Raw genomic sequence first — 12,933 nt, 5'->3', positions numbered from 1 at the left:
TTGTGCGTTCAAGCCGATCGCTCGCCGATCAACCAGCGCCGCAGCAGCATCGTCACCTCGCCCGGCCGCTCCATCGGCGACAGGTGCCCGCACGACCGGACGATGTGAAAGCGCGCGTCGGGGATCAACGCCGCCAGCGCGCGCGCGTCGGCCGGCGTGCAGATCCGGTCACGGTCGCCGACCGCCACCAGCGCAGGCACGCGGATCGCGGCGATCGCCTCGGCGATGTCGGGGCGTTCGAGCAACGCACGTTGCTGGCGCGCGAACACCGCCGGGCCGACGCGCTCGGCCATTGCCTGCGCCGGGCCGCTGACGATCGCGGACAGCTGCGGATCGGCATGCGGCGCGGTGGCGAGCGCGCCCTGATCCCGCACCGATCGCGCGCGCGCCTCCATCGATGCGCGCACCCCAAACAAGGCGATGCGGCTCACCCGCCCGGGCGCCTGGCGCACCATCTCCATCGCGACATAGCCGCCCAGGCTCACACCCGCGACCGCGAAGCGCGCCGGCGCGTCGGCCAGCACGCGCCGCGCCATCGCCGCGATCGTCTCGTCCTGCGAGAGGTCGCCGAATTCCGGCTGTGCCACGTCGCCCAGATCCATGATCTGCCGCGCCCACAATTGCCCGTCGCAGCCCATCGCGGGGAGCAGCATCAGCGGTACGAGCGGTCGGTCCACGTCGGATCTCCGGAGAAGGGTGGCGCTCATCCTGCGACGAACGGAAAGGCGAAGGCGATCAGCCCGACCAGCGTCATCACGACGCACACCATGATCGCGGGCAGCAGCGTGAAGCGCTGGTGATCGGCGAGGTCGATCCCGCACAGGCTGACCAGCAGGTAGGTCGACGGCACCAGCGGGCTCAGCAGGTGGACCGGCTGCCCCATCAGCGACGCGCGCGCGATCGCGGTCGGCGATACCCCGTAATGCGCACCCGCCTCCGCCAGGATCGGCAGCATCCCGAAGTAGAAGGCGTCGTTGGAGATGAAGAACGTGAACGGCAGGCTCAGCGCGGCGGTGATCGGCGCCATATACGGCCCCATCGCCGGCGGGATCATGCCGACCACTTCCTTGCTCATCGCCTCGACCATCCCGGTGCCGCCGAGGATGCCGGTGAAGATGCCGGCCGCGAAGATCAGCGACACGACCGACAGCACGTTGCCGGCATGCGCGGCGATCCGCTCCTTCTGCTCGGCGACGCCGGGATAATTGACGATCATCGCGATCGCGAAGGCGATCATCATCAGCACCGACAGCGGCAGCACGCCCCACACCAGCAGCGTCAGCAGCGTGACGACCAGCAGGGCGTTGAACCAGATCAGCTTCGGGCGACGCGCCTCGGGATATTGCGAGACCGCCATGCCGGTGAAGTCGACGTCCTCGTCACGCGCCTCCACCGCGCCGATCCGCGTCCGCTCCTTGCGACCGAACCACACCGCCAGCGCCAGCAGCGACGCCAGCCCGGCGATCATGCCGGGGATCAGCGGCAGGAACAGCGTCGCGGGATCGAGCTTCAGCGCGCTGGCGGCGCGCGCGGTCGGCCCGCCCCACGGCGTCAGGTTCATCACCCCGCTGGTCGCCATCAACAGGCAGCACAGGTACAGCCGGTTCATGCCGTAACGCTTGTAGAGCGGCAGCAGCGCGGCGATCGTGATGATGTACGTCGTCGATCCGTCGCCATCCAGGCTGACGAGCGCACACAGCACCACGGTGCCCAGCAGGATCCGGGTCGGATCGCCGTGCACCAGCCGGATCAACCGCCCGACCAGCGGATCGAACAGCCCGGTATCGGTCATCGTCGAGAAGAAGAGGATCGCGAACAGCAGCATCACGCCGGTCGGCGCGAGGTTCTTGATCCCGTCGATCATCATCGCGCCCAGGCCCGCCGCCTGTCCCGCGATCAACCCGAACAGCGTCGGGATGACGATCAACGCGACCAGCGGCGTCATCCGTTTGGTCATGATGAGCGTCATGAAGGTGGCCACCATAAGGAAGCCGAGCAAAGCCAGGTTCATGGCAAGTCCTTGGTTGATAGTTGTGGCTTGAACGCGATCCGGGCGAACCGGACATTCGTCGTTGCGGGCGCAGCGAAGCGATCCTGGGCGTCCTGGTCCGGCTCGGGATTGCTTCGCCGCGTTCGCAATGACGGATCCACCCGATCTCATCCCGCTCTAGAAGGTGACGCCGACGCGGGCGCTGACGGTCTGGCCGTCGTCGCTGCCGGTCACGGCGCCGCTGCGATTGTCGGTGTGCCAGTGGATGGCGTTCAGCTGCAGCCGGGTGAAACTGTTGAGGTACCAATTGACCCCCAGCGTCCCCGCCCATCCCTCGCCACCGGTCGGCAGATCGGTATAGTCGAGGTTCTCGTAGCGCGCGGTCAGCTCGATCGCGCCGGGGCCACCGTCGAAGGTCGGGCGCTTGACGCGCGGCTGGCCGAAGCTGCCGAGCCGCGGATTGTACGGCGGCAGGTCGCCGGTCAGGAAGAAACCGCCCGACAGGCTCCACGCCTTGCTGACGAAATCGGCGCGCCCGCCGTCGAGCCGCGCACGGCGCCGGCCGCCCTCGGCCATGAACCACAACGGCCCGCGATAGCCGCCCAGTTCCAGCCCATAGCCGGTCGTCCCCGTCCCGCCCGGCAACGGCCCGGACGAGACGCGCAGGCCGCCGTTGAAGCGACCGCCGATCACCGTGTTGCGCGTCAGCGTCGTCGCCGCCGGCGACAGGCTTTCGTCGAAGCCCCAGATCCCGAGGTGCAGCACCGTGTCGTCGGTCTTGACCGGGTTCCAGTGCGCACGCCCCAGCACGGTACGCCCGTCGCTCACCGCCTGCGTGCCGTCGATCCGGTCGCCGGTGACGGTCAGCGAGGCGTGACCGCTTTTCCAGAACAGCCGCGGCATCACGCCCAGCCCGTAGAAGCCGCGCTGCGGAATGATCGCCGTCGCCACCGCGGTCCGCTCGAGGAACGGCGTAGAGTCCGATCCCGTCGATCCCTCGAAGCCGCGATCGTTGAACAGGTGCCCCGCGCGCACGTCATAGTCGAACGCGGCGTTGATCCGGTTGCGCCAGCCGATGAACGCGGTGACCACGTCGACCTCGTTCTCCGAGAAGTCGGCCTCCATCTGGTAGAAGAAGTGCGGCCCTACCCCGCCCTCGAGCCCGAGGCGCAGCGCGCGCATCCCGGTGGTGGTCAGGTTGCGGGTGTCCGATTTCGACCCGAAGGTGGAGCTGACGTCGGCGAGGATGCGGCCGCGCGGCTTGAAGGTGTAGACGCCGTCCGCGGAATGGAACACCGGCAACCCCGCGCCCCATTCGGTCGTCACGCCCGATGGATTGTCGCGCGATGCGGTCGCCTGCGCGATACTGCGCTCGGCTGGGCCGGGCGGAGCGAGCTGCGGCGCGAACGGCACGGTGACGCGCGGCACCGGCGCGGCCTGCGCCACCTGCGGCGGCGGGGTGACCGGGATCGGCGCCGCGGCGACGGCCGCCTGCTGCGCGCCTTCCATGCGATCGAGCCGCGCCTTCAGCAACGCGATCTCGGCGGCCTGCGCCCGCACGAGGTCGGCCAGTTCCGCCTGGCTGGGCGTCTGCGCCAGCGCGGGCGTGGCGACGGCAAGCGCGAACAAAGCGCAGCCGGTACGCAGGATCTTCATCGGGACACTCCGGAAAGGATCGCCTGCCACTCGCGCAGGAAGCGCTGGCGCGTGATGCGATCGAGATGGACGAGCAATTGCGGCCCGACGCGGATCGGCCGCGCCTGCGCCGCGGGCAGCCGCCGCGCGCGCACGTCGGTGCGCACCGGCCACAGGCTGCGCCGCGCCAGCAGCGTCTGCCCGCGGCGCGACAGCAGGAAATCGAGAAACAGCTTTGCTGCGGCGGGCGATCGCGCGTCGCGGGCGATGAACGCGATCCGCGAGGTGACGATCGTGTAATCGCCGGGGAAGACGACGCCGAGCTGCGGCACGCGCTTGGCGCGTTCCAGCGCATAGGAGCCGATGACGTTATAGGCGATCGCCTGCTTGCCCGCGATCACCGCCGCCAGCATCGGCTCGGTCTTCGCCTGCAGCACCGGCCGCGTCGCGGCGATCGCCGCGAACAGCGTCCGGCTGTCGCGCGTGATCGCCATGTCCTGCGCCAGATAGAGATAGCCGACGTTCGATCGCGTCGGGTCGAAGGTCGTGACCTTGCCGGTGAACAGCGCGCGGCGACGCCGCAGCAGCGCCTCCAGCGCGGCATGGCTGCGCGGCATCGCTGCATCGGGGATCAGCCGACGGTTGTACACGATGCCGATCGGCTCGGCGGTGACGCCATAGCCCATGTTCTTCCACACCGCGGCGGGCGGCAATGCCGGCTTCTCCGGGCTGGCGTAACCCTGCGCATAGCCGTCGTTGATCAGCTTGATCTGCAGGTCCATCGCCGACGACCAGATCAGGTCGCCGGACGGCCGCCGCGCCTGCGTCTCGCGCACCAGCCGGCGGTAGATTTCGGTCGAGCCGAGATCGGCATAGCGGACCGCGATTCCCGGATAGGTCCGGCGGAATGCGGCGACCACGTCGACCAGCTCGCTGCGATCGGCATTGCCGTAGATCGTCAGGACGCGCTCCGCACGCGCATCCGCGATCAGCGTGTCATAGGCGCGCGGATAACCGGTCGGGCGCTGCTGCGCGCCAAGCGGCGCGGCGGTCGCGACCGCGGCAATTGCTACAAATAGGATCTTTCGCATCCCGGCTCCTCTCGCTTTTCCGCGTCTTCGCTCGGATAAGCTCTGATCGTGGAGTATCGGGTGGACCTGTCAGCAACCTTTCACCGGATCGCGGCATGAGCGGTCTCCGGCCACGTCGCGCCGCCGGCATTGCCCCGCGGGCGCCTGCTTCGCGGCGGGATGATTTCGGTCCGACGCGGCGGTGCGCGTCGATGGCGACACCCACGCATCGCGCCCTCTCCGCGACGCCCGGCGGATCGGCATCCTCGCCGTGCCGATGGCATGACGTGATCGGAAACCGCTCGTGCGCATCCTGATGGTGGAGGACGATGCGGCGCTCGCGCGCAGCATCGCCGCGCTGCTGCGCGCCGGCGGGCACGCGGTCGATCACTCGGCCAGCGGCGAGGAAGCGCTCGGCCTGGTGTCGGCCGAGCCATATGCGCTGCTGATCCTCGACGTCGGGCTGCCCGACATCGACGGCTTCACCGTCCTCGAACGGTTGCGCCGGCGCGGCGAGAAGGTGCCGGTGCTGATGCTCACCGCACGTGACGCGCTCGACGACCGCGTGCGCGGGCTCGATCTCGGCGCCGACGATTACCTGCGCAAGCCCTTCGATCCCGCCGAGCTGGAGGCGCGCGTGCGTGCACTCGGGCGACGGCGCGGCGGGGATCCGGTGCCGGTCGTGACGATCGGCGCGCTCACCCTCAACCGCTCGAGCGGCGCGGCGGAGGTGGCCGGGCGCGCGCTGGACCTGCGCCGCCGCGAATGGGCGGTGCTCGATGCGCTCGCCACGCGCGCCGGGCAGGTCGTGCCGCGCGAACTGCTGCTCGCGGAGGTCTTCGGCTATGACGAGCCGGTCGGCCCCAACGCGATCGAGGTCCACGTCACCCGCCTGCGCGGCAAGCTCGGGGCGGACGGGCCGCAGATCCGCACCGTGCGCGGCGTGGGCTATATGATCGACGCGCGCTGATGGCGGCGGGCGGCGGCGGTGGCGGCGGCGGCGGTGGCGCCATCGCGTTGCGCACGCGCCTGCTGGTCGCGATGCTCGGGCCGCTGCTGGGCGCCGCGATCGTGCTGGGCATCGTCGGCGCCGCGCTGATCGCCGACGTCGTACGCCGCACCAACGATCGCGTGCTCGGCGGCGCGCTGGGTGCGATCGCCGAGACGGTCCAGGTCGAACGCGGCGAGGTAACGCTCGACCTGCCGCCCGCTGCGTTCGGGATGCTGGAGAACAGCGAGCGCGACAACGTCTATTATCGCATCGCGATCGGCGGCGAGCTCCTCACCGGCTATGCCGATCTGCCCGCCGCCGACCCCGCCGACCTCGCGATCGACCAGCCGCGCTTCCGCTTCGCCACCTATCGCGGCCAGCCGATCCGCATCGCCGAGGTGCGCCGCGCTCTCCCCGCGATCGAACGGCCGGTGATCGTCCAGGTCGCCGAGACGCTCGACGGTCGCAGCGCGCTCAAGCGGCGGCTGCTGCTCGCGTTGCTGTTCGGCGAAGTGGCGCTGGTCGGTACCGCGGTGCTGCTGCTGCGGCCGGCGCTCGGATGGAGCCTGCGCCCGCTGGCGCGGCTGCGCGGGGCGGTTGAGGCGCGCGACGGCCCGGCCGCGCCCGATCTCTCGCCGCTCGACGCCGGGCCGCTCCCGCTCGAGCTGCGCCCGTTGTCGGACGCCTTCGACGGATTGCTGGCGCAACTCGACACCGCCACCGCCGCGACGCGCCGCTTCACCGCCGACGCCTCGCATCAGATGCGCACGCCGCTGTCGGTGCTGAAGGTGCAGGTCGCGCTGGCGCGGCGCGGCGCGCCGGGCGCGCTGGACGAGATCGCCGACGCCGCCGCCCGGCTCGAACGGCTGCTGGTCCAATTGCTCGCGCTCGCCCGTGCCGAGGAAGCCGGGACCTCCGCCCCGCAGGAACGTGTCGACCTGCGCGAGGTCGCGGTGCGCGTGATCGGCCGCCGGATCGGCGAGGCGATCGCGGCCGGCGTCGAACTGCAACTCGACGCCGACGACGCCCCGGCCTGGATCACCGGGCATCGCACGATGATGGTCGAGATCGTGAGCAACCTGGTCGACAATGCGATCCGCTACAATCGCCGCGGCGGCAACGTGACGGTCGCGATCGTCGTGCATCAGGATGCGGTCGAGCTTTCGGTGCGCGACGACGGACCCGGCATCGCCGCCGCCGACCGCGCGCGCGTCTTCGACCGCTTCGTCCGTCTCGCCCCCGCCGACGGCCCGGACGGCAGCGGACTCGGCCTCGCGGTCGTCCGCTCCGCCGCGGCGCGAATGGGCGCGCGCGTCACGATGGACGATGCGGCACCCGGCCTGATCGTTCGGCTCGTTTTCGCGCACCGGCGCGTCGAAATCGCCGATGCAACGGGCTCGAACGTCACCATATGCTCCCGATGACCGACCTTACCGTCTGGCACGATGGCGCCTGCCCGCTCTGCCGCGCCGAAATTGCGCTGATGCGCCGCCTCGACACGCGCGGCGCAATCCGCTTCGTCGATGCGAGCACGTCCGGCCCGGACACCTGCCCGCTCGATCGGCGTGCCTTGCTCGCCCGCTTCCACGCCCGTGAGGATGGCGAACTGCTTTCCGGCGCTGCGGCCTTCGCGGCGATGTGGCGCGCGATCCCGCTGCTCCGGCCGCTCGGCTTGCTCGCCCGTGCCCCTATCATGCTGCGCGGGCTGGAGATTGGCTATCTCGGCTTCCTGCGCCTCCGGCCATCGCTGCAGCGCGCCGCCCGACGGGTGCTACCGTCATGAGGCCGCGTCCCGATCCCGCCGCCCCCGGTCAGGAGAGCGTCTGGGCCTACCCGCGCCCTGCCATCGCCCAGCCGACCGACGCACACATCCGGATCGAGCACGGCGGCCGGATCATCGCCGAGACGCGCGCCGCGATCCGCACGCTGGAGACGAGCCATCCGCCCGGCTATTACATACCGCGCGCGGACATCGCCCCCGGCGTGCTGCGCCGCGCGGACGGTAGTTCGTTTTGCGAGTGGAAGGGCGCCGCCACTTACTGGGACGTCGTCGTCGGCGGTCTCGTGTTGCCGCGCGTCGGCTGGAGTTACGCCAACCCCACCCCGGCGTTCGCGGCGCTGCGCGATCACGTCTCCTTCTACGCCGCCCCATTCGACCGCTGCACCGTCGACGGTGAGACCGTGACCCCGCAGCCCGGCGAGTTCTACGGCGGCTGGATCACGTCCCGCGTCGTCGGTCCGTTCAAGGGCATCCCCGGCAGCCGCGGCTGGTGACCGTCGTCTGCGCGCGGGCGATGCTGACGCATCTTCAGCACTGACCTTCGCCGCGCCCCTGGCCTTCCTCATCCGGCCGCACCGGCATCACGAACGTGAAGCACGTCTCGCGGCTGTCGGACGTCACGTCCAGCGTGCCGCCGTGCGCAGCGGCGATCTGCGAGGCGATGTGCAGCCCCAGCCCGAGCCCGTCCTGGTTCGGCCGCAACTCGCCGCGAAAGAAAGGGTGGAACAACTTCTGCCGCGTCGGCTCGTCGATCGGCGCGCCGCCATTCGCGACCGCGATCGTGAGCCGGCCCTCCCCGGTCCACGCGCGCACCGTAATCGGCTCGGTCGGTGACCCGTGCGTCACAGCATTGCCGAGCAGGTTCGACAGCATCTGCCCGATCCGCGCCCGGTCGCAATCGACCGGATCGACGATGGCGATCTCGCTGCGGATCATCCGGTCCGGTGCCACCGACACGATCTCCGCGACCACCTGCTCCAGCACCGGCGCCAGTGGCGCAGTCGCATCGCGGCTGAGGCCCAGTCCTCCACCCAGTCGCCCGCGCGCGAAATCGAGAACGTTGTCGATCAGCTCCGACGCGCGCATCACGCTGCCGTGCATCAGCGAGAGCACCTGCTGCCCCTGCTCGCTCACGGCCTCGCGCCGCACCAGCAACTGGATCCCGCTGTCGATCGCGGCCAGCGGGTTGCGCAGGTCGTGGCCCAGCACTGCGATGAACTGTTCACGCAGATGCGACGTCGCCCGCTCGGCCAGCACCACCCGCTCGCTGGCCTGATGCGTGTCGATCAGCGCGCGTTCGTAGCGCCGCCGCTCGGCCGCCCGGAAGATCGCGAACTGCGTCGCGACCAGCGTGCCATCGGCGTCGCGCTGCTCGGCGCCGTTGACCAGGCACGGCACCTTCGCGCCGCCGCTCGCGACGAAATCCATCGCCACCTCATCGACGAACCCCTGCATCCGCAACAGCGGCGATATATTGGTCTCGTAGAAGATGCGCGTCGGTACGCCCAGCAACCGGCTAAGCCGCTGCCCGGCCAGCGCCGTCGCGTCCGTCCCCAGCCACTCGGCGATGCGCCGGTTCGCATGCGCGACGATGCCGTCGGCCCGGACCGTCAGCACGCCGCAGGGAAGCGCATCGAGCGCGAGCGCCTCAGACAAAGGCGCGGATTGCAGCGACGACCTCGGCGGGTGCGCTGAGGTTGGGGCAATGCCCGGTGGCGTCGAGGATCACCAGCGTGCTGCCCGCGATCGCGTCGTGCACGTACTGCCCCACCTCGACCGGCGCGATCGCGTCCTCGCGACATTGCAGGATCAGCGTGCGCGTCGTCACCTTGTACAGGTCGGCGCGATTGTCGGACGTGAACGTCACCCGCGCGAAATCGCGCGCGATCGAAGGCTCGGTGCGGCAGAAGCTGTTGGTCAGTTCCTCGCCCAATTCGGGCCGGTCGGCATTTCCCATGATGACGGGCGCCATCATCGCCGACCAGCCGAGGTGATTGTCCGCCAGCGACGCCAGCAACTCGTCGATGTCGCCGGCCGAGAACCCGCCCTTGTATGCGCCGTCGTCGATGTAGCGCGGCGATGGGCTGACCAGCACCAGTGCGGCGAAGCGTGCCGGATCGGCGAGCGAGGCGAGCACGCCGATGATGGCGCTCACCGAATGTCCGACGAAGATCGCATCGCGCAGGTCGAGCGCGTTGCAAATTTCGCCTACATCAGCGGCATAGCTCGACAGATCCCCGTAGCGTGCCGGCTCGTAAGCCGACAGGTCCGATCCGCCGGCACCGACGTGGTCGAACAGGATCGTGCGGAAATCGCGCTCGAACGCCGGCGCTACCAGGCGCCACATGTTCTGGTCGCACCCGAAGCCGTGCGCGAAGATGATCGCGCGCTCGCCGCTGCCGGCGATCCGCACATTGTTGCGTCGTAAGATCGACAAATTGCCCCCAACCGCCGGACCGGCTCCGGGAAACCGACACTGCGTGCAACAGCCCGCCGCCCGTCGGACGAACGCCCGTCACTCGGCATCCCGGCGCGATGTCACTCGATACATATCAGTGTGGATGCTGGAATACCATCAACCGCGACAGGTTCGCGCCGCGATAATGCTCCATTTTCGGGCAGGTGCCAGCATGGCCAGCCTTCCGGTCCCGCGACTGGCGCCGCCCCCGCGCGACGATGTAAGCGCGCTCGCGTGGCCCAGCATCGTCCCGTCCCCCGCAAGCGCAGCCGGCAGCGTCGGCAGCGTCGCCGCGACGCCACGCTGCGGCGCTGGTGGCTGCTGCTCGGCATCGCGACGCTGGCGGTGATCGCGATTGCGCTGCTCGGCCCGCGCACCACGTTGTCGCCCGATCCGGTCCGTCCCCTGTCGATGGCGCAGGCACGCGCTTCCAACGCCGCCGTACCGATCGTCCGCCGTCGCGCCGCGGCGCCCTACCGATTCCGCGGCGGTCCCGCGGCGCGCGCGCAGGCCGCCGATTGCCTTGCGACCGCCGCGCTCTACGAGGTCGGCAACGACAGTCGCGGGCAGCGCGCGGTGATGCAGGTCGTGCTGAACCGCGTTCGCCGCCCCGGCTTCCCGAAGACGGTCTGCGGCGTCGTCTATCAAGGCGCTGCGCGCGTCACCGGCTGCCAGTTCTCGTTCACCTGCGACCGCTCGTTTGCGCGTCGTCCGCAGCATAGCGGCTGGGCCAGTGCGCGCCGCCGCGCACGCGGCGCCCTCTCGGGCGGCGTCTTCGCCGACGTCGGGCGCGCAACGCATTACCACGCGGACTGGGTGGTCCCCTATTGGCGCGACTCGCTGGTAAAGGTCGGCCGGGTCGGTCCGCACCTGTTCTACGAGCGTGGCGGTCGCCCACCGGCGCGACCTTCCTCACTTTCCCGTTGAGGAAAAACGATAATTCGCGGTTCGCCTTTGGTCATTCAGGGATTGGAGATAGTTTGCGGCACATGAGCATGTCATGGCGCGCCTGATCGTCCGGCTGAAACAGCTACGCCAGTCCGACAGCCGGATCACGGCGCAGGTGCGCGCGGTGCTGGTCGAATCGCTTTATGCCTCGCCGCAGTCGCTGATCATCGGTGCACTGACCAGCACGATGATCGCCGCTGTCGTCGCCTGGGCTGCGAACGACGCGTGGCTGGCGGGGTGCGCCGGATCGATCGGCCTGATCGGCATCGTCCGGATCGCCGACACGATGCGCTGCCACCCGCAGGACGCTGCGTCGGCACGCCGCCACGAACTGCAATATCGGCTCGGCGCGCTGGCCTATTCCGGCCTGCTCGGCCTGTTTGGTTTCCTGACGCTGACGCGCGCGCACGATGGCGTGTTGCCGCTGCTCGCCGTCACCACCGCGATTGGCTATGCCGCGGGGATCGCAGGACGCAATGCCGGACGCCCGCAGATCGCGCTGGCGCAATTGTGTCTCGCCTCGCTGCCGCTGGTCGCCGGGCTTCTGATCGCGCTTGAGCCGCTGAAAGCGGTGCTGGCGCTGGTGATCCTGATGTTCGTCATCGCGATGGTGGACATCACGCTCCAGACCTATGGCGCGATCCTGAAGGCGACGATCGTCAGCCACGAGAAAGCGGCGCTTGCCGAACATCACGCCGCGGCCGCCCGCCGCGACGACCTGACGGGTCTGTCGAACCGCACGGCCTTCCGCGAACAGTTCGAGGATCGACTGGCCAGCCGCTCCTCCACCGCCGGTCGCCTGGCGCTCTACTGGCTCGATCTCGATCGCTTCAAGGAGGTCAACGACACCTTCGGCCACCTGGCTGGCAACGCCTTGCTCGCCGCGGTCGCCGGGCGCCTGCGCGATCGCTTCGGCGCCGACAGCGTCGTGGCGCGGCTCGGTGGCGACGAATTCGCGATCGTCCGCGTGGTCGGCGACCCTGACGAGGCGGCGGCGATCGGTGCTGCGATCCTCGATGCGGTGCGCGCGCCGGTCGCGCACGACGGCCACAGCCTGCGCACCAGCGCCTCGATCGGCGTGGCGGTGTCGCCGGAGAACGGCCGCGACGCCGACACGTTGCTCAAGAACGCCGACCTTGCCCTCTACCGTGCCAAGGAAAGCGGACGCGGCCAGCTATATTTCTACGAACCGGTCATGGATGAGAAGATCGAGCGCCGTCGTCAGCTGGGCAGCGAATTGCAAGGAGCGCTAGACCGCGGCGAGTTCGACTTGCGCTTCCAGCCGATCTTCGACCTGGTCGACGATCGTATCACCTCGTGCGAGGTGCTGCTGCGCTGGACCAACCGCCGCCACGGTGCCGTCTCCCCTGCCGAGTTCATCCCGATCGCGGAGGATAACGGGCTGATCGACACGATCGGCAATTGGGTGCTCCATCAGGCGTGCCGCGTCGCACGCGACTGGCCGCCGCACGTCACGATCGCAGTGAACCTGTCGCCGATCCAGTTGCGCGCCACGCATCTACCGGCGGTGGTGCTCGACGCCTTGCGAAGCACAGGGCTCGCTCCGGAACGCCTGAACCTCGAAGTGACGGAATCGGTGCTGCTCGACGATGTCGAGGCATCGCTGGCGGCGTTGGAAGCGCTCAACCGGCTGCGCGTGCGTACGACGCTCGATGATTTCGGTACCGGCTATTCGTCGCTTAGTTATCTCACACGCTTCCCGTTTCAGACCCTGAAGATCGACCGCTCCTTCATCACCGATCTGAATCACAGCCCGGCATCGATCGCGATCGTCCAGACCGTCGTCGATCTCGCCGCCAAGCTCGGGATGCGCACCGTCGCCGAAGGGGTCGAGACACCCGCGCAGCTCGAGCACCTCCGCCGCACGCGGTGCGACGCGGTGCAGGGCTATCTGCTGGCGCGCCCGATGCCCGCCGACGACGTCGCAGCACTCCTGGCGGACGATCCCCGGCCCTGATGCGACGGCGCATGTGCGTGCCGGCACGCACGATTGCAGCGATTGCACGAAGCCAATCGCGACCCCGCTGGTTTCCCCCTCGC

The 12,933-nt window shown here is 69.6% G+C and carries 12 protein-coding genes; 6 read left to right on the top strand and 6 right to left on the bottom strand.

Features of this window, described 5'->3' with window-relative positions:
• Positions 1–8 precede the first annotated feature (8 nt).
• The 4 genes from SPHPHY_RS0105895 to SPHPHY_RS0105880 form a co-directional block, all read right to left on the bottom strand.
• A complete protein-coding gene (locus SPHPHY_RS0105895; RefSeq protein WP_022685779.1) occupies positions 9–677 on the bottom strand; it encodes an alpha/beta fold hydrolase in 669 nt (222 codons plus the stop codon).
• Positions 678–703: 26 nt separating this feature from the next.
• A complete protein-coding gene (locus SPHPHY_RS0105890) occupies positions 704–2,011 on the bottom strand; it encodes a CitMHS family transporter (RefSeq protein ID WP_022685778.1) in 1,308 nt (435 codons plus the stop codon).
• Positions 2,012–2,167: 156 nt separating this feature from the next.
• Positions 2,168–3,646: an OprO/OprP family phosphate-selective porin gene (locus SPHPHY_RS0105885; protein ID WP_022685777.1), complete on the bottom strand. Its 1,479-nt coding sequence runs from the start codon at positions 3,644–3,646 to the stop codon at positions 2,168–2,170.
• On the bottom strand, positions 3,643–4,716 hold the full coding sequence (locus SPHPHY_RS0105880) for an ABC transporter substrate-binding protein (RefSeq protein WP_022685776.1): 1,074 nt from the start codon (positions 4,714–4,716) through the stop codon (positions 3,643–3,645). The genes SPHPHY_RS0105885 and SPHPHY_RS0105880 overlap by 4 nt, the downstream gene beginning before the upstream one ends.
• 283 nt (positions 4,717–4,999) lie before the next feature.
• Between SPHPHY_RS0105880 and SPHPHY_RS0105875 the strand changes: the two genes are divergently transcribed.
• Genes SPHPHY_RS0105875 through SPHPHY_RS0105860 form a run of 4 tightly spaced genes read left to right on the top strand, consistent with a single transcriptional unit; the run spans position 5,000 to position 7,960 of the window.
• Positions 5,000–5,665, top strand: coding sequence for a response regulator (locus SPHPHY_RS0105875; RefSeq protein WP_022685775.1), 666 nt, complete (start codon positions 5,000–5,002; stop codon positions 5,663–5,665).
• A complete protein-coding gene (locus tag SPHPHY_RS19495) occupies positions 5,665–7,110 on the top strand; it encodes a sensor histidine kinase (protein WP_022685774.1) in 1,446 nt (481 codons plus the stop codon). Before SPHPHY_RS0105875 ends, SPHPHY_RS19495 begins: the two co-directional genes overlap by 1 nt.
• Positions 7,107–7,469, top strand: a complete 363-nt coding sequence (locus tag SPHPHY_RS0105865; RefSeq protein ID WP_043130665.1) for a thiol-disulfide oxidoreductase DCC family protein — start codon at positions 7,107–7,109, stop codon at positions 7,467–7,469. Before SPHPHY_RS19495 ends, SPHPHY_RS0105865 begins: the two co-directional genes overlap by 4 nt.
• Positions 7,466–7,960 carry a DUF427 domain-containing protein gene (locus SPHPHY_RS0105860; protein ID WP_022685772.1) on the top strand — a complete coding sequence of 165 codons (495 nt, stop codon included), beginning with the start codon at positions 7,466–7,468 and terminating at the stop codon, positions 7,958–7,960. The genes SPHPHY_RS0105865 and SPHPHY_RS0105860 overlap by 4 nt, the downstream gene beginning before the upstream one ends.
• 34 nt (positions 7,961–7,994) lie before the next feature.
• Here SPHPHY_RS0105860 and SPHPHY_RS19490 read toward each other — a convergent pair whose 3' ends face one another.
• Positions 7,995–9,122, bottom strand: coding sequence for a PAS domain-containing sensor histidine kinase (locus SPHPHY_RS19490; RefSeq protein WP_022685771.1), 1,128 nt, complete (start codon positions 9,120–9,122; stop codon positions 7,995–7,997).
• A complete protein-coding gene (locus tag SPHPHY_RS0105850) occupies positions 9,115–9,903 on the bottom strand; it encodes an alpha/beta fold hydrolase (protein ID WP_028056542.1) in 789 nt (262 codons plus the stop codon). The genes SPHPHY_RS19490 and SPHPHY_RS0105850 overlap by 8 nt, the downstream gene beginning before the upstream one ends.
• Positions 9,904–10,158: 255 nt before the next feature.
• Between SPHPHY_RS0105850 and SPHPHY_RS19485 the strand changes: the two genes are divergently transcribed.
• Together SPHPHY_RS19485 and SPHPHY_RS0105840 are read left to right on the top strand one after the other, a co-directional pair.
• On the top strand, positions 10,159–10,851 hold the full coding sequence (locus SPHPHY_RS19485) for a cell wall hydrolase (RefSeq protein WP_022685769.1): 693 nt from the start codon (positions 10,159–10,161) through the stop codon (positions 10,849–10,851).
• Positions 10,852–10,924: 73 nt separating this feature from the next.
• Positions 10,925–12,850 carry a putative bifunctional diguanylate cyclase/phosphodiesterase gene (locus SPHPHY_RS0105840; RefSeq protein ID WP_051148281.1) on the top strand — a complete coding sequence of 642 codons (1,926 nt, stop codon included), beginning with the start codon at positions 10,925–10,927 and terminating at the stop codon, positions 12,848–12,850.
• Positions 12,851–12,933: the final 83 nt, after the last annotated feature.

The organism is Sphingomonas phyllosphaerae 5.2, from assembly GCF_000419605.1.
Classification (GTDB): Bacteria; Pseudomonadota; Alphaproteobacteria; order Sphingomonadales; family Sphingomonadaceae; genus Sphingomonas; species Sphingomonas phyllosphaerae_B.
Note: the sequence above shows the minus strand (reverse complement) of the source record. Positions and strands in the feature narration are given on the sequence as shown.

Bases quoted from the DNA above. Each gene is read 5' to 3' on its own strand.
- SPHPHY_RS0105865 (WP_043130665.1), top strand. From the start codon at position 7,107: ATGACCGACCTTACCGTCTGGCACGATGGCGCCTGCCCGCTCTGCCGC.
- SPHPHY_RS19495 (WP_022685774.1), top strand. From the start codon at position 5,665: ATGGCGGCGGGCGGCGGCGGTGGCGGCGGCGGCGGTGGCGCCATCGCG.
- SPHPHY_RS0105860 (WP_022685772.1), top strand. From the start codon at position 7,466: ATGAGGCCGCGTCCCGATCCCGCCGCCCCCGGTCAGGAGAGCGTCTGG.
- SPHPHY_RS0105890 (WP_022685778.1), bottom strand. From the start codon at position 2,011: ATGAACCTGGCTTTGCTCGGCTTCCTTATGGTGGCCACCTTCATGACG.
- SPHPHY_RS0105840 (WP_051148281.1), top strand. From the start codon at position 10,925: ATGGCGCGCCTGATCGTCCGGCTGAAACAGCTACGCCAGTCCGACAGC.
- SPHPHY_RS0105885 (WP_022685777.1), bottom strand. From the start codon at position 3,646: ATGAAGATCCTGCGTACCGGCTGCGCTTTGTTCGCGCTTGCCGTCGCC.
- SPHPHY_RS0105880 (WP_022685776.1), bottom strand. From the start codon at position 4,716: ATGCGAAAGATCCTATTTGTAGCAATTGCCGCGGTCGCGACCGCCGCG.